General features: G+C 64.7%; 17 protein-coding genes. 10 read left to right on the top strand and 7 right to left on the bottom strand.

The genetic code is table 11. The features are described 5' to 3' along the window. Positions 1–127: 127 nt before the first annotated feature. A complete protein-coding gene (locus tag SCD90_RS15510; RefSeq protein ID WP_319845621.1) occupies positions 128–448 on the bottom strand; it encodes a DUF1476 domain-containing protein in 321 nt (106 codons plus the stop codon). A gap of 217 nt (positions 449–665) precedes the next feature. Between SCD90_RS15510 and purC the strand changes: the two genes are divergently transcribed. The 6 genes from purC (at position 666) to grxD (ending at position 5,333) form a co-directional block, all read left to right on the top strand. Then, the gene (gene purC / locus SCD90_RS15505) at positions 666–1,436 is read left to right on the top strand and encodes a phosphoribosylaminoimidazolesuccinocarboxamide synthase (RefSeq protein WP_319845619.1); all 771 of its coding nucleotides are present in this window, start codon (positions 666–668) and stop codon (positions 1,434–1,436) included. 2 nt (positions 1,437–1,438) lie between these two features. Further along, positions 1,439–1,681 (top strand): phosphoribosylformylglycinamidine synthase subunit PurS, encoded by a 243-nt coding sequence (gene purS, locus SCD90_RS15500; RefSeq protein WP_319845617.1) that lies wholly within the window; start codon positions 1,439–1,441, stop codon positions 1,679–1,681. Then, a complete protein-coding gene (purQ, locus tag SCD90_RS15495) occupies positions 1,678–2,367 on the top strand; it encodes a phosphoribosylformylglycinamidine synthase subunit PurQ (RefSeq protein WP_319845615.1) in 690 nt (229 codons plus the stop codon). Before purS ends, purQ begins: the two co-directional genes overlap by 4 nt. A gap of 69 nt (positions 2,368–2,436) precedes the next feature. Continuing rightward, entirely contained in the window at positions 2,437–4,653 is a 2,217-nt protein-coding gene (gene purL, locus SCD90_RS15490) for a phosphoribosylformylglycinamidine synthase subunit PurL (protein ID WP_319845613.1), read from the top strand. A 2-nt stretch (positions 4,654–4,655) separates the two neighbouring features. After that, positions 4,656–4,895, top strand: a complete 240-nt coding sequence (locus tag SCD90_RS15485) for a BolA family protein (RefSeq protein ID WP_319845612.1) — start codon at positions 4,656–4,658, stop codon at positions 4,893–4,895. A 102-nt stretch (positions 4,896–4,997) separates the two neighbouring features. Next, positions 4,998–5,333, top strand: coding sequence for a Grx4 family monothiol glutaredoxin (gene grxD / locus SCD90_RS15480; protein ID WP_319845611.1), 336 nt, complete (start codon positions 4,998–5,000; stop codon positions 5,331–5,333). 69 nt (positions 5,334–5,402) lie between these two features. On the opposite strand, the gene rpsD is transcribed toward grxD, so the two are convergent. The 3 genes from rpsD to SCD90_RS15465 all read right to left on the bottom strand — a co-directional run bounded on the left by rpsD (position 5,403) and on the right by SCD90_RS15465 (position 7,753). Next, a complete protein-coding gene (rpsD, locus tag SCD90_RS15475) occupies positions 5,403–6,020 on the bottom strand; it encodes a 30S ribosomal protein S4 (RefSeq protein WP_319845609.1) in 618 nt (205 codons plus the stop codon). A gap of 168 nt (positions 6,021–6,188) precedes the next feature. Then, positions 6,189–6,953 carry a glycoside hydrolase family 25 protein gene (locus SCD90_RS15470; RefSeq protein ID WP_319845608.1) on the bottom strand — a complete coding sequence of 255 codons (765 nt, stop codon included), beginning with the start codon at positions 6,951–6,953 and terminating at the stop codon, positions 6,189–6,191. Positions 6,954–6,988: 35 nt separating this feature from the next. After that, positions 6,989–7,753: a hypothetical protein gene (locus tag SCD90_RS15465; RefSeq protein ID WP_319845607.1), complete on the bottom strand. Its 765-nt coding sequence runs from the start codon at positions 7,751–7,753 to the stop codon at positions 6,989–6,991. Between the two features lie 304 nt (positions 7,754–8,057). Here SCD90_RS15465 and SCD90_RS15460 point away from each other — a divergent pair, with 304 nt between their 5' ends. Both SCD90_RS15460 and serA read left to right on the top strand, forming a co-directional pair. Further along, positions 8,058–9,233 carry a phosphoserine transaminase gene (locus tag SCD90_RS15460; RefSeq protein WP_425265708.1) on the top strand — a complete coding sequence of 392 codons (1,176 nt, stop codon included), beginning with the start codon at positions 8,058–8,060 and terminating at the stop codon, positions 9,231–9,233. A 3-nt stretch (positions 9,234–9,236) separates the two neighbouring features. Then, on the top strand, positions 9,237–10,823 hold the full coding sequence (gene serA / locus SCD90_RS15455; RefSeq protein ID WP_319845606.1) for a phosphoglycerate dehydrogenase: 1,587 nt from the start codon (positions 9,237–9,239) through the stop codon (positions 10,821–10,823). A gap of 15 nt (positions 10,824–10,838) precedes the next feature. On the opposite strand, the gene SCD90_RS15450 is transcribed toward serA, so the two are convergent. The 3 genes from SCD90_RS15450 to SCD90_RS15440 form a co-directional block, all read right to left on the bottom strand. Further along, positions 10,839–11,372 carry an SRPBCC family protein gene (locus SCD90_RS15450; RefSeq protein WP_319845605.1) on the bottom strand — a complete coding sequence of 178 codons (534 nt, stop codon included), beginning with the start codon at positions 11,370–11,372 and terminating at the stop codon, positions 10,839–10,841. Then, a complete protein-coding gene (locus SCD90_RS15445; RefSeq protein ID WP_319845604.1) occupies positions 11,369–11,734 on the bottom strand; it encodes an ArsR/SmtB family transcription factor in 366 nt (121 codons plus the stop codon). The genes SCD90_RS15450 and SCD90_RS15445 overlap by 4 nt, the downstream gene beginning before the upstream one ends. 63 nt (positions 11,735–11,797) lie before the next feature. Continuing rightward, positions 11,798–12,733, bottom strand: a complete 936-nt coding sequence (locus tag SCD90_RS15440) for a DMT family transporter (RefSeq protein ID WP_319845603.1) — start codon at positions 12,731–12,733, stop codon at positions 11,798–11,800. Between the two features lie 136 nt (positions 12,734–12,869). On the opposite strand from SCD90_RS15440, the gene SCD90_RS15435 reads away from it, so the two are divergent. Further along, on the top strand, positions 12,870–14,162 hold the full coding sequence (locus tag SCD90_RS15435) for an adenylosuccinate synthase (protein ID WP_319845602.1): 1,293 nt from the start codon (positions 12,870–12,872) through the stop codon (positions 14,160–14,162). Positions 14,163–14,210: 48 nt separating this feature from the next. After that, on the top strand, positions 14,211–15,638 hold the full coding sequence (locus SCD90_RS15430; protein ID WP_319845601.1) for a hypothetical protein: 1,428 nt from the start codon (positions 14,211–14,213) through the stop codon (positions 15,636–15,638). Positions 15,639–15,663: the final 25 nt, after the last annotated feature.

Below are 15,663 nucleotides of genomic sequence, written 5' to 3'. Positions count from 1 at the left end.
CCGAAGGGCCGCCCCGAGGGACAGCCGCTCTATCAAACGGAGCGGCCGCCTGGGGGCGCGCGCTTCCTCGAAGAACAAACGTTCGATGACAGGCGCGGTTCCGAAGCCCGCGATTGTCGTCGTTCCTTTATCGCTTCCTGATCTCGGCCATCGCGGCGTCGAGGTGGGACAGCATGGCATCCCGCACGTCGTCTTCGGAGACATCGCAGCCCGCGCTCTGAAGGTCCCCGAACACCTTGCGGAACACATCCTCCTCGCCTGCTTCGATAAGATCCGAGTTGACCACGTCTTTCGCGTAGTCGTCCGCGTCGGCGCCCGTCTTTCCCAGCTTCGACGCGGCCCACAGGCCCAGCGCCCTGTTGCGGCGGGCATAGGCCAGGAAGCGATGCTCCTCGTCGAGCGCGTACTTCGCCTCGAAAGCGTCTTTGCGTTTGTCGAAGGTCGTCATAGCTGGTTCTCCTCGCCTGAACGGTACCATTCTGAGCTAAGGCCGCAGCCCCGCCATGGCAACGCCGCATGTCGCGCGCGTTGTAACCGGGCACGTGATCGGATAGTTTGCCGTCACGCAGCGTGGCGCGAGGCCGAAATTTCCGGTTTCGAGCCGGCTGCGCCGTCGTTTCTTCAGGGAAGCGGCGATTTGTACTCCATCCAAACGGTAGATGCCGATGAACCGCCGCCGCCGGATCTATGAGGGCAAGGCGAAGATCCTCTATGAGGGTCCCGAGCCAGGAACCCTCGTCCAGCACTTCAAGGACGATGCCACCGCCTTCAATGCCAAGAAGCATGAGGTGATCGACGGCAAAGGCGTCCTGAACAACCGGATCTCGGAATACATCTTCACGAATCTGAACGACATCGGCGTGCCGACGCATTTCATCCGTCGGCTGAACATGCGCGAGCAGCTGATCCGCGAAGTCGAGATCATCCCGCTCGAAGTGGTGGTGCGCAATGTCGCCGCCGGTTCGCTGGCCACGCGCCTCGGCATCGAGGAAGGCACCCAGCTGCCGCGCTCGATCATCGAGTTCTACTACAAGAACGACGCCCTGAACGACCCGATGGTCTCGGAAGAGCACATCACGGCATTCGGCTGGGCCGCTCCGCAGGAGATCGACGACATCATGTCGCTCGCCATCCGCGTCAACGACTTCCTCTCCGGCCTCTTCCTTGGCGCGGGCATCCGCCTCGTCGACTTCAAGATGGAATGCGGCCGCCTGTGGGAGAACGACATGGTGCGGATCGTCGTCGCCGACGAGATCAGCCCCGATTCGTGCCGCCTGTGGGACATGAAGACCAACGACAAGATGGACAAGGACCGCTTCCGGCGTGACCTCGGCGGTCTGGTCGAGGCCTACAGCGAAGTCGCCAAGCGTCTCGGCATCCTCACGGAAAGCGACAACCCGGTGGCCAAGCCCGGCCCGACACTTGTGAAGGGCTGAGCATGAAGGCGCGCGTCACTGTCACGCTGAAGACCAGCGTGCTCGATCCGCAGGGCAAGGCCATCGAGGGTTCGCTGAAGTCGCTCGGCTTCGACGGCGTCTCGAATGTGCGCCAGGGCAAGGTGTTCGACCTCGAAGTGGCCGGTGATGACCGCGCCAAGGCCGAGGCCGACATCAAGGCCATGTGCGAGAAGCTGCTCGCGAACACGGTCATCGAAAGCTACCGGGTGGAGATCGCGGGGTGAAAGCCTCCGTCATCCTCTTCCCGGGCTCGAACCGCGAGCGCGATGCCGCCCGTGCCCTGAAGCACGCCAGCGGGCAGGACGCCTCCATCGTGTGGCATGGCGAGACCTCGCTTCCCGCCGGCACGGACGTCGTGGTGCTGCCCGGCGGCTTCTCCTATGGCGACTACCTGCGCTGCGGTGCCATCGCGGCACGCTCGCCGGTGATGGACGCCGTTAGGGCGCACGCGGAACGCGGCGGCCTCGTTCTCGGCATCTGCAACGGCTTCCAGATCCTTGTGGAGTCAGGGCTTCTGCCCGGCGCGCTGCTCCGCAACAACCACCTTAAATTCGTCTGCCGCATGCAGCACCTGAAGGTGGAGCGTGCGGGTACGCCGTTCACCAATGGCTACACGGACGGGCAGGTGATCGAGGTCGCGGTGGCTCATGGCGACGGCAATTATCTCGCCGACGTCGAGACGCTGGAGCGCATCGAGGGCGATGGCCGCGTGGCGTTCCGCTACTGCGATGCCGAAGGCAATGTGGGGCAGGCCAGCCCGAACGGCTCGGTGAACTGCATCGCCGGCATCTATTCCGAGCGCTTCAACGTGCTGGGCCTGATGCCGCACCCCGAGAACTTCATCGATCCGCTCGTCGGCGGCACCGATGGCGCCGGGCTGTTCGCCAGCCTCGCCAAGGCCGCGGCCTGAGCATCTTCATGCGGCCGGGCGTGAGGTCCGGCTGCTCTTCCAGTTCCCGAACGCAGGCAGGTTAGCGCCGTGGCGACGTCCCAGCCCCAGATCACGCCCGAACTCGTGGCCCAGCACGGCCTGAAGCCGGACGAGTACCAGCGCATCCTCGACCTCATCGGCCGCGAGCCCTCGCTGACTGAGCTTGGCATCTTTTCCGCGATGTGGAATGAGCACTGCTCGTACAAGAGCTCGCGCATCCACCTGAAGGGCCTGCCGACCTCCGCTCCGTGGGTGATCCAGGGACCGGGCGAGAATGCCGGCATCATCGATATCGGTGACGGCATCGCCGTGGTTTTCAAGATGGAAAGCCACAACCATCCCAGCTTCATCGAGCCCTATCAGGGCGCGGCGACCGGCTGCGGCGGCATCCTGCGCGACGTGTTCACCATGGGCGCGCGGCCCATCGCGGCGCTCAACGCGCTGAGCTTCGGCTCGCCGGACCATCCGCGCACGCGCCACCTCGTGTCCGGCGTGGTGGCCGGCATCGGCCATTACGGCAATGCCTTCGGCGTTCCCACGGTGGGCGGCCAAACCCGCTTCCACACGCGTTACGACGGCAACATCCTCGTCAACGCCATGGCCGTGGGCATCTGCCGCACCGACCAGATCTTCTACGCGGCGGCCACCGGCGTCGGAAACCCGATCGTCTATCTGGGCTCCAAGACCGGACGCGACGGCATCCATGGCGCCACCATGGCCTCCGCCGAGTTCGACGAGGGCTCCGAGGAGAAGCGCCCCACCGTGCAGGTGGGCGATCCCTTCGCCGAGAAGCTGCTGCTGGAAGCCTGCCTCGAACTGATGGCCTCGGGCTCCGTCATCGCCATCCAGGACATGGGCGCGGCCGGCCTGACCTGCTCGGCGGTGGAGATGGGCGCCAAGGGCGATCTCGGCGTGCGGCTCGACCTCAACAGCGTGCCGATCCGTGAAGTCGGCATGAGCGCCTACGAGATGATGCTGTCCGAAAGCCAGGAGCGCATGCTCATGGTGCTGGACCCCTCGCGCGAGGAGGACGCCCAGGCGATCTTCACGAAGTGGGGCCTCGATTTCGCGATCGTGGGCTACACCACGGACGACCTGCGCTTCCGTGTCGAGCACGGCGGCTCCGAGATGGCCGACCTGCCGATCAAGGAACTCGGCGACGAAGCGCCGATGTATGACCGACCGCATGTCGAGACGCCGAAGCGGCCTGTGATCCGCGCTGAAGACGTGCCGGCTCCCGCCTCTCTGCGTGCGGCCCTGCTGCAGATGATCGGCTCGCCTGACCTGTGCTCCAAGCGCTGGGTTTGGGAGCAGTACGACCACCTCATTCTCGGCAATACCGTGCAGCGCCCCGGCGGCGACAGCGCGGTGGTGCGCGTGGAAGATGGCCCGAAGGGACTGGCGCTGACCTGCGATGTCACGCCCCGTTATTGCGAGGCCGATCCCTACGAGGGCGGCAAGCAGGCCGTGGCGGAAGCCTGGCGCAATATCTGCGCCGTGGGCGGCCTGCCGCGCGCGCTGACCGACAACCTCAACTTCGGCAACCCCGAGCGGCCCGAGATCATGGGCCAGTTCGTCGGCTGCCTGAAGGGCATCTCGGAAGCCTGCATCGCACTCGACTTCCCGATCGTGTCGGGCAATGTCTCTCTCTACAACGAGACGCTGGGACGCGGCATCCTGCCGACCCCCACAATCGGTGGCGTCGGCGTTCTGGACGACGTGACGAAGAGTGTCGGCATCGCCTTCAGGGAAGCAGGCGAGGCCGTGATCCTGATCGGTGACACCGGCGGCTGGCTTGGCTGCTCGGCCTATCTATCCGTGATGCATGACCGCGAGGACGGCGCGCCGCCTCCGGTGGATCTTGCGGTGGAGAAGCGCCACGGCGACTTCGTGCGCGGCCTGATCCTCGATGGCCGCGTGTCTGCCTCGCACGACATCCAGGACGGCGGTCTGGCCGTGTCCCTCGCTGAGATGGCGATGGCCGGCGGTGTCGGCGCGACCATCGAGACCCTCCCGCAAGGGCCGGCGCACGCCGTCATGTTCGGCGAGGATCAGGGCCGCTACATCCTGGCCGTGCGCGAGAGCGAAGCGGCGGGCGTGCTCGATGCGGCGGCGAAGACCGGTGTTCCGGTCCTGCGGCTCGGCACCACGGGCGGCCACGAATTGACGCTGCCGGGCGGCGACCGCATATCCGTGGACGAATTGCGGAACGCCCATGAGGGCTGGCTACCGGCCTATATGGCGGGCGTGGCGACGGAGAACTGACGATGCCGATGGATGCGGGCGATATCGAGCGCATGATCAAGGAAGCCCTGCCGGACGCGCAGGTCACCATCAAGGACATGGCGGGCGACGGCGATCACTACGCCGCGACGGTGGTGTCCGAGAGCTTCCGGGGCAAGTCGCGCCTACAGCAGCATCAGCTGGTCTATTCCGCGCTTCAGGGCCGGATGGGCGGCGTGCTGCACGCGCTCGCCTTGCAGACTTCAGCCCCGCCGACGGAGTAGCAAGAAGAGGCGCGCGGCGGCTGCAATCGCGGCGGAGCATGCTTATATTGCGGCCACAGACACAACAGGGTTGCGCCGTTCCCCCGGCGACAAGGTGACGAGATGAGCGCTATCGACCAGATCAAGCAGACCGTGGACTCGAACGACGTCGTGCTTTTCATGAAGGGCACGAAGCAGTTCCCGATGTGCGGCTTCTCCGGACAGGTCGTCCAGATCCTCGAATATATCGGCGCGCCGTATACGGACGTGAACGTGCTTGAGACGGACGGCCTGCGCGATGGCATCAAGCAGTTCTCCAACTGGCCGACCATTCCCCAGCTTTACGTGAAGGGTGAGTTCATCGGCGGTTGCGACATCGTGCGCGAGATGTTCCAGGCCGGCGAACTGCAGGAGCTGATGGCCGGCAAGGGCATTCCGGTGAAGCAGGCGACCGCCTGACCGGCATCCCCTTCGGCCAATAAAAAAGCCGCCCCTCGGGGCGGCTTTTTCGTGTCCGGTGAGAACCGATCAGCGCGAGTAGAACTCGACGACCAGGTTCGGTTCCTGCTGAACAGGGTAGGGCACTTCGGAAAGCGTCGGCACGCGGGCGAAGCGCGTGGTCATCTTGCCGTGGTCGACTTCCAGATATTCCGGCACGTCGCGCTCGGCGAGGCTGACGGATTCGAGAACGATGGCGAGCTGCTTGGAAGCTTCCTTGATCTCGATCACGTCGCCGACCTTGCAGCGGAAGCTGCCGATATTGGTGCGGCGGCCGTTCACCTTCACATGGCCGTGGTTCACGAACTGGCGTGCGGCGAAGATGGTGGGCACGAACTTGGAGCGGTACACGACGGCGTCCAGGCGAGACTCGAGCAGGCCGATCAGGTTTGCCGAGGTATCGCCCTTCATGCGCGACGCTTCGGTGTAGATGCGGTGGAACTGCTTCTCCGTGATGTCGCCGTAGGAGCCCTTCAGCTTCTGCTTGGCGCGCAGCTGCGTGCCGAAGTCGGACATCTTGCCCTTGCGGCGCTGGCCGTGCTGGCCGGGACCGTATTCGCGCTTGTTGACCGGGCTCTTGGAGCGGCCAAAGATGTTGACGCCAAGACGGCGGTCAATCTTGTACTTGGAAGCATGGCGCTTCGACATGATCCGCGTTTCCTTCTCGAAACGTGAGAGTGGAAGACGCGCCCTCCTTGACACCCTCTTGCGAGAGCCGACAGGCCGGCGGAGCCGGGCCACGGGTGCGTGCTAAAAGAGGTGCGGGCCCCGAGGGACCCGCACCGCCGGGCTTTCTACGGAGCGGAGGCCCGGAAGTCAATCTTGGCGGGCAGCCGGTGGCTGCACGGGCCGAGGTCGTGCCGAGAGGATCCGCGAGAAATCCTCATCGCTGCCGCAGAAGGCGTTTAGGTCCACCGGCCCTGCGATGCCCGGCACCGTGCCCGTGTCGGAATATTGCCAGATCGTCCAGCGGCGGCACGGCTCCTGTTCCGGTTCATCCGCGATGCTGCGCAGCCACAGCAGATGCTCGGGAAAGGTGTTGGGCCGCTGGCGCACGAACGGCTCGAAGAAGCCGGCTTCCCCATAGAAGACCGGGCGCCGCCCGTAATACGCGGTGGTCGCGGCGAGGAAGGCTCGCAGTTCCGTCGCCAGCCAGTCCGCCTCCACATCCCTGCGGCAATTGCCGTGGAATTCCAGATCGACCGCCAAGGGCAGTGCTCCGGCATCGCGCGGCACCGTCGCAATCACGTTCTGTGCCTGCTCCACGCCGGGCCGGCAGAACGTGAAATAATGGTAGGCCCCGACCGCAAGCCCGGCCTCGCGCGCAGCCCGCCAGTTCTCGGCAAAGCGGGTGTCGCGGTGGTCGCCGCCTTCGGTGGCTTTCATATAGACGAAGCGGACGCGCGGATCGCCCGCCACCGTCGGCCAGTCGATCTCGCGCTGATGGTGGCTGACATCGATTCCCTGCACGGGGAAGCGGTCGAGGGCAGGTGGGGCAAAGGACGGCTGAGGTACCCGCGGCATCACCAAGGCCAAAGCAGCGATGAAAACAATGGACGCGATAAGGGTGAGCCGCATCATGATAGTGCTTGCACCTAGGATCACGGCACCTTGGGCTATCGGGTGCCAAACGCGGTAAAGTTGTCCAACAATGCTTGCTCCTCCTGCATCCTGCCGCTGCTCGTGGGGAAGGATACCTGGCAAAGATCGTGATCAGGTCGATTCCCACCAGTCAGGAGGGGAACCCCACTTTCGTCAGAAAAAGCAGTGCTATTGGTATAAATTCTGTGGCCTCTGGCGAGGGCCGCCGACAAAGATTGCTTGTCTTGAGCAACATGGCTTCGCTCCCGCGCTTTGCTATTATAGCCGTGCCCCGATTGAGAGAACGAAAACCCGGTTATCAGAACGAATGGTGCCCCCATTTGCAGGCACATGAAGGCCATGAAGACACCGTTTGATGGCCAGAGTGAGAGTCCATCAATTCCTGTTGCCCATTCCAGCGAACGGCCTCGTGCTTCCTGCGTAATTCGGGTCACAGCATCGTAGCTGTAGCCAATTTTGAGCAGACGCGGGCGTGTCCAATCGATGTGGCGGCTGGATTTGACCAACACTAAATGCCGCGTTCGGAGCCCGGCCAAGGCTTCCTTTGCTTCCCGGTTGACCAGCTTATTCCGCATCACGCCAGTTCCCAAAAGCGTAAGGTCTGGTAACAAGCCGGGATGCACCGCCTGTGATGCATTAACGGTTGCCAAGGTCCAGTTTAATGCAGCATCGCTGGGCACCATTGAGCCGGGCGCCGATCCGAGGACCACTGCAGGCCGGACCATGTGAGGCAGTTCTGTTGAAGGTGCTTTCAGACTACTGGCAAGGGCTTGAAACACGATCTACCGACGCTCGGGCTGGGCTTGAAAGTGCTCTAGCGGCCCTTCCAAGAGTGAGGAATAGACACGGCATCGAATATGATTCGATGCTGGCCGATGGTCAGCCTCCACCAAGTGCCGAGTTTCGCCAAGAACTCATGATGAATGATTTGCGGGGCTCCGCCAAGGGTAGGCCTCTCATCCGATCCTTCGAGCCGAGCGGTCTCGGATATCTGGATCGTAAGCTTGCATTCTCCGTCTGTGTTCTCTAATCTCGTCAGTGGGCCACCTCTCCCCACCGAGAGGCACCTATCTGGAAGGATAGATGATGATGAGCACTCTACCCGGTCTTCGGCCGGCGAATCCCCGTTTTTCGTGCGGACCCACGACAAAGCGTCCCGGCTGGAGCCTTGATGCGCTGAAAGGCGCTCCGCTCGGCCGCTCCCATCGCGCAAAGCTCGGCAAAGATCGCCTCAAGCAGGCCATCGACCTGACGCGCGAGGTTCTCCAAGTTCCCGCAGACTACCGCATCGCCATCGTTCCGGCGTCCGACACGGGCGCCGTCGAGATGGCTATGTGGTCGCTGCTCGGCCCGCGCGGTGTTGACGTGCTGGCATGGGAGGCGTTCAGCAAGGATTGGGTGATCGACATCACCGAGCAGCTGCGCCTCGACGATGTGCGCGTGATGTGGGGCGAATACGGCCACCTTCCGGACATATCGAAGGTCGATTGCGACCGCGACGTGGTCTTTGCCTGGAACGGCACCACTTCGGGCGTGCGCGTGCCGAACGCCGACTGGATCGCCGCTGACCGCAAGGGCCTGACGATCTGCGACGCCACCTCGGCTGCCTTCGCGCAGGATCTCGATTTCTCCAAGCTCGATGTGACCACCTTCTCCTGGCAGAAGGTGATGGGCGGCGAGGCGGCTCATGGCATGCTCGTGCTGTCGCCCCGCGCCGTGGAGCGCCTGGAGAGCTACACGCCCGCATGGCCGCTGCCCAAGCTGTTCCGCATGACGAAGGACGGCAAGCTGAACGAAGCCCTTTTCGAGGGTGAGACGATCAACACGCCGTCCATGCTGGCAGTCGAGGATTACATCGACACCCTGACCTGGGCGAAGTCGCTCGGGGGCCTCAAGGCTCTTCAGGGGCGCGCCGATGCCAATGCAAAGGTGATGGCGGATTGGGTTGCGCGCACGCCATGGGTTGAGATGCTGGCCGCGGATCCCGCGACCTACTCCAACACCCAGGCCTGCCTCATGATCGTCGATCCGCAGGTGACGAGCCATTCGGAGCGCGCGCAGGCAGATTTCGCAAAGTCCGTCGCGGCCCTGCTCGAAGCCGAGAAGGTGGCCTTCGACATCGCTTCCTATCGCGATGCGCCGGCCGGCCTGCGCATCTGGACGGGCTCGACGGTGGAAGCCAGCGATCTCGAGGCTTTGCTGCCGTGGCTGGACTGGGCGTTCGTCCAGTGCAAGGCCTCCATGCGCAAAGCCGCCTGAGGAATGGCCCCCCGGGTCCTCATTTCAGACAAGATCTCCACCGCCGCCGTCCAGATCTTCAAGGACCGCGGCGTGGAGGTTGATTACCTGCCGGACCTGGGTAAAGACCGCGACGCCCTGGCCGCCGTTATCGGCGGCTATGACGGACTCGCGATCCGTTCCACCACCAAGGTGACGTCGAAGGTGCTGGCGGATGCCGGTAATCTGAAGGTCATCGGCCGCGCCGGCATCGGCGTGGACAATGTCGATCTGTCCTTGGCGACAGCCAAGGGCGTGATCGTGATGAACACGCCCTACGGCAACTCCATCACTGCCGCCGAACATGCCATCGCGCTGATGTTCTCCATCGCCCGCGAGATCCCGGCGGCCGATCATTCCACGCAGGAGGGGCTCTGGGAGAAGAACCGCTTCCTCGGGGTGGAGATCACGGGCAAGACGCTCGGCATCATCGGCTGCGGCAATATCGGTTCGGTGGTGGCGGACCGCGCCATCGGCCTCAAGATGAAGGTGGTCGCCTTCGATCCTTTCCTCTCTCCCGAGCGAGCGGTGGCTCTCGGCGTCGAGAAGGTGGAGCTTGAGGATCTGCTGGCACGCGCCGATTTCATCAGCTTGCACACGCCGCTGACCGACCGCACCCGCAACATCCTCTCCGCCGAGAACATTGCCCGCACGAAGCCGGGCGTCCGCATCGTCAATTGTGCGCGCGGTGGGCTGCTGGACGAGGCTGCATTGCGCGAGGCGCTGGACAGCGGGCATGTGGCGGGGGCGGCGCTCGACGTCTTCCTCGTCGAGCCTGCGACTGAGAACGTGCTGTTCGGCCATCCGCGCGTCGTCTGCACGCCGCATCTCGGCGCAGCGACAACGGAAGCGCAGGAGAACGTGGCGCTTCAGATCGCCGAGCAGATGTCGGACTACCTGACGCGCGGCGCCATTACCAATGCGGTCAATTTTCCGTCGATCTCCGCGGAAGAAGCACCCAAGCTGCGCCCCTTCATCACGCTAGCCGAACGGCTTGGATCGTTCGCAGGCCAACTGACGGACAGCAACATCTCCCGCGTGCGGCTGACCTATCAGGGCGAGGCGGCGCGCATGAACATGCGGGCGCTGACTTCCGCCGCCGTGGCCGGGCTGCTGCGTCCGGTCCTTGCGGGGGTCAATGTCGTTTCCGCGCCCACCATTGCCAAGGAACGCGGCATCGTGGTCGAGGAAACCTCCAGCGACGCCGAGAGCGACTACGACGCCTTGATCACCTTGATGGTCGAGGCGGACGGCACGCAGCGTTCGGTGTCCGGCACGGTCTTCGCCGACGGCAAGGCACGCATCGTGGACATCAAGGGCATCAAGGTGGACGCCGAGTTTGCGCCGTCCATGATCTATGTGGCCAACGAGGACCGGCCGGGCTTTGTCGGCCACTTCGCAAGCATGCTGGGCGATGCGGGCATCAACATCGCCACTTTCGCGCTCGGCCGCGCCACGCAGGGCGGCGACGCCATCGCGCTCGTGCAGATCGACGGCACCGCTCCGGACGAGGTCATCGAGCGCGTGCGGGCGCTGCCCATGGTGCGCCAGGCCAAGCCGCTGGCGTTCTGAGGGTCGAAGGGCAGCTCAGCCCGGAAATGTAGCCTCGTATTCCGTTCGCAGCTGGACCCAGGCGTCCCAGAACGGTGCTGCCTCGCGGCTTTCCATCTGCGCGACGAGAATGTCGAGGTGCGCGTGCCAGCCGGCACTGACGCCCAGGATCGTGGACCGGTTTGGCAGACGGCGATGCACGATCGTCAAGCGCACCTCCTCGCCCTCCGGCGTGAGTTCGAACGACACCTCGCTTCCGTCACTCCACGAGAAGACAAGCCTGCGCCCGGGATCAACCTCCAGTATCTGGCTGTTCATGCGTTCCTCGGGGCCGAAGCCGTCGGGGCGATTGCTGGGGATGCGGGACAGTTCGTCATTGCGCCAGACCAGCTCGAAAGTCGCGCCGGGCACCAGCTTCATGTCTCCGGCCGCCAGCCATTTCTGCCGCAGTTCGCCTTCCGTAAGATAGGCCCAGACGCGTTCGGCAGGACCGGGAAGAACGCGCTCGATCTTCAGGACGGAGGGTTCGATCATCACGCCGAAGGCGTCCACTGTGCTGGTCAGCGTCATTGCTCGTCTCCCTTGCTGGTTTGGTTCTTGTTGGCATCCTCCTCGCGGAGCACGCGCTCGAGGTCGTCCAGCCTGCCTTCCCAGAACTGCCGGTAGGCCGATAGCCAGCTGTGCGCGCTGGCGAGCGGTTGGGGATCAAGGCGGCACAGATGTGTGCGCCCGCGCACCTCCCGCTGGATGAGGCCGGCGGTTTCCAGGACCTTGACGTGCTTGGACGCCGCGGCAAGGGAGATGGAAAAGGGTCGGGCAAGCTCGCCGACCGTTCGTTGCCCGAGCGCGAGGTCGTTCAGCATCCGGCGCCGCGTAGGATCGCCAAGGGCGTGGAAGACGCTGTCCAGTCGCGAGGTATGTAATTCAACCATGAGGTTGAATATTGGCGCATCCGAACAGACTGTCAACCGTATGGTTGAACGAATATCAGTGTGTCACGTGGACAGGTGCTGTTCCTGGTCGCGGCTGCGCCTGGTCGCCACGAAGACGCCGGCCAGCACCAGCGCGAAGCCTGCGGCGTGAAACCATTCCGCCTGCTCGCCCAGCCACAGAATGGCGATGACCGACCCGAACACGGGCATCAGGTGGAAGAAGGGGCTCGCCCTGTTTGCTCCGACCAGTTCCACGCTGCGCATGAAGAACAGGTAGGCGATCAGGGACGGGAACAGCGTGATGTAGAGCATCGCCAGCACGCTTGTGCTGTTCACATGGATCCTGGCACCGGACGCAAGTTCAAGCAGGGCAAAGGGCAGCAGAAGCACGATGCCCCCGAAAATAGTGCTCAGGAGAAAGCCGCCATTGCTGAGCGGCGGCCGCTTGCGGAGCAGCGCTGCATACAGCCCGTAGAGAACCAGCGCCATGAAGGTGAGGATGTCGCCCGGGTTCAGCTTCAATTCGGCCAGGTGCACCGGGTCGCCGCGCAGGATGATGATCGCGACGCCGACGAGCGATGTGAGGATGCCGAGCAATTGGCGAAGGCTCAGCGTCTCGCGCCAGAGCACCAGTCCCCACAGGGCGATCAGCAGCGGGCCGGTCGATTGCACCAGCAATGCATTGAGCGCCTGCGTGTAGTTGAGGCCCCAGTAGGCCAGGGCATTGTAGCCGCCGATCCCGGTGGCCGAGAACAGCACCATGATCTTCCAGTGCCGGCGGACAAGTGGCAGGTCCGCCACCAAAGAACGCCAGGCGAAGGGCAGGGCGATGAGGCCCGCGCCTGTCCACCGCAAAAGAGCCAGGGTCACCGGCGGAATGTCGCCGGCGAGAAGACGGCCGACGACGATGTTGCCGGCCCAGAACAGGCTCGTGAGAGTGAGCAGGAGATAGGGACGCGCGAACAAGGCTGTTCCGGCGCGGCGAAGGGCCTCGATCATCGGCAAGCTCTGCCCCGCCGTGCTGCGCCGGGCAAGATGAACCTTTCGTGCCTTGCCCTGCCTGTGCCTATCCTTTACCACCCCTCAAAGCCCCGTTCGCAAGGAGGGGCTTTTTTCGCGCGGGTAGAGACGATACATGGCGAATGTGGTGGTGGTCGGCGCCCAGTGGGGCGACGAAGGCAAGGGCAAGATCGTCGATTGGCTTTCGGAGAAGGCCGACGTCGTCGTGCGTTTCCAGGGCGGCCATAATGCCGGGCATACGCTCGTCATCGACGGCGTCACCTACAAGCTGAGCCTGCTGCCTTCGGGCGTCGTGCGCGGCGGCAAGCTCTCCGTCATCGGCAACGGCGTGGTCATCGACCCGCATGCCTTCGGCGACGAGGTCGAGCGCCTGCGCGGGCAGGGCGTCGAGGTCACGCGTGACAACCTTCGCATCGCGGACAACGCCATCCTGATCCTGGCGCTGCATCGGGAGCTCGATGCGGCGCGCGAGAATTCGAACGTCGGCACGCGCATCGGCACCACCAAGCGCGGCATCGGTCCGGCTTACGAGGACAAGGTCGGTCGCCGCGGCATCCGCGTCATGGATCTCGTTCACCTCGACGTGCTGCGCGAGAAGATCGAGCGCATGCTGGCGCACCACAACGCGCTGCGCCGCGGCCTTGGCATGGAGGAATGCTCCGTCGAAGCCGTGTTCGAGGAACTGTCCTCGGCTGCTCCCAAGGTTCTTCCCTTCATCGATTCCACATGGGTGCTGCTCGACGAGCGTCGCCGTGCGGGCGACCGCATCCTGTTCGAGGGTGCGCAGGGCGCGCTGCTCGATGTCGATCACGGCACCTATCCGTTCGTGACCTCCTCCAACACCGTTGCGGGGGCGGCGGCCACAGGCTCGGGCTTGGGCCCGAACGCCATCGGCTATGTGCTTGGCATCGCCAAAGCCTACACCACGCGCGTCGGTGAGGGACCGTTCCCCACCGAACTGCATGACGAGACAGGTCGTACCATCGGCAAGCGTGGCCACGAATTCGGCACCGTCACCGGTCGGCCGCGCCGCTGCGGCTGGTTCGACGCCGTCGCCGTGCGCCAGACCGTGCGCACCTCCGGCATCACCGGCATCGCTTTGACCAAGCTCGACATCCTCGACGGCTTCGACGAGATCAAGGTCTGCACCGGCTACCTGCTCGACGGGCAGGCCATAGACCGCCTTCCGGCCAGCCAGGGCGAACAGGCACGGGTGCAACCGGTGTACGAGACGATCTCCGGATGGTCCGAATCGAGCCAGGGCGCGCGCTCCTGGGCTGATCTGCCGGCCCAGGCGATCAAATATGTGCGCCGGATCGAGGAGCTTATCGGCTGCCCGGTGGCAATGCTCTCGACAAGCCCGGAGCGGGAGGACACCATCCTTGTCCACGACCCGTTCCAAGATTAACCATTAGCGAATCGGGCGTCTCCGAACACCCGGCGCAGCGAAGGCAGCATGGCCGATTATTATCCTCTTCTCTCGCGTGCCGTGAGCGGGCTGGACCCGAACACCAGCGAGAGCCGACGCGAGGTTTATGAGCGAGCTCGCGCCGCCATCGTCAAGCAGTTGCGCAGCTACGACCCGCCCTTGAGCGAGTCCGACATCACGCGTGAGCGCCTGGCTCTGGAAGATGCGGTCCGCAAGGTGGAGAGCGATCAACGCGTCGCGCCCGCCGCGACGGAGGCGCGGGTGCCGGTTCGGCCGTCCCTGAGCCCGCGGCCGAGCGCCGCGGCGGCACCCTCTGTTCCACCGGTTAACCGGGGCGGGATGCCCGCCGCCGTAGCGGCTTCCGCAGGAGCCGTTGCCGCCAGCGAGCAGATGAGCGCGGCACAAGCGGCGCAGCCCGTCGCAGCGGCGTATCATGAGGATGCGCTTCCCGCTCCCGACGCAGTGGTGCCGAGGCCTCGTATCAACCCGCCGCGTGTGCAGGCGGGAAGGCGTGGCGAGCGTCCCGATGCCTATCTCGCTGATGAAGGGCTTCCGGCCAATCGCTCCCGCTGGCCGGCGATCGCAGCGGTCGCTGCGGTGCTGTTGCTGGCGGCCCTCGGCGCCTGGGCCTATTTCGCACGCGACCAGCTGCAGGCAAGCCTCGGCAGCCAGCCGGCCGAGAACGTCGCCCCAACGCAACTCGATCCGAAGATCGAGGACAGGATCGGGCAGTCAGCCGACGCGCCGGCGGATGCGGCACCTGACGCAAGCCAAACCGCACTGATCCCGGACACGACGGCAGCCGCGCCAGGCGCTGCCTCCGCTCCTCCCTCTGAAGCACCTGCTGAGACCGCGCCAAGCGCGGCGAGCCTCGTGGCGCAGCGGGCTATTCTCTATGAGGAAACTCCTGATCAGAAGGGCGGAACCGCGTTCCAGGGTTCCATCGTCTGGCGCGTGGAGCGTGCTGCCAACAATCCTGCCGAAACGGTACTCCGCGGCGACGTGACCATCCCGGAGCGCGAGATCAGCGTCGGCCTGCTGATACAGCGCAATACGGACGCCACGCTGCCGGCCAGCCACACCATCGACGTTCAGTTCACGCTTCCGGGCGACTTCCCGAACGGCGGCATCGGATCGGTGCCGGGCATCCTGTTCAAGCCATCTGAGGAAGTCGGCGGCGCCGCTCTCTCAGGTCTCTCCGTGAAGGTGACGACCAACTTCTTCCTGATCGGTCTGTCGGCCGCACCCCGCGACGTCGCGGAAAACCTGAAGGCCATGGGTGAGCGCGCGTGGATCGATCTTCCGCTTCTCTATGACAACGGGCGCCGTGCCGTGCTGACCATGGAGAAGGGCGTGCCGGGGGAGCGGGCGTTTGAAGAAGCGCTCGCGGCCTGGTCCAGCCAGGCGCCGGTGGCCGGTGGCGCCGCACAGCCGGGCGTTCCCACACCGCGCTGACGAAAAAGGGCCCGGCGACGGGCCC

Source organism: Terrihabitans rhizophilus (genome assembly GCF_033898525.1).
GTDB classification, from domain to species: domain Bacteria; phylum Pseudomonadota; class Alphaproteobacteria; order Rhizobiales; family Methylopilaceae; genus Flaviflagellibacter; species Flaviflagellibacter rhizophilus.
The sequence above is the reverse complement of the archived record's forward strand: the minus strand, read 5'-3'. Positions and strand labels throughout refer to the sequence as shown.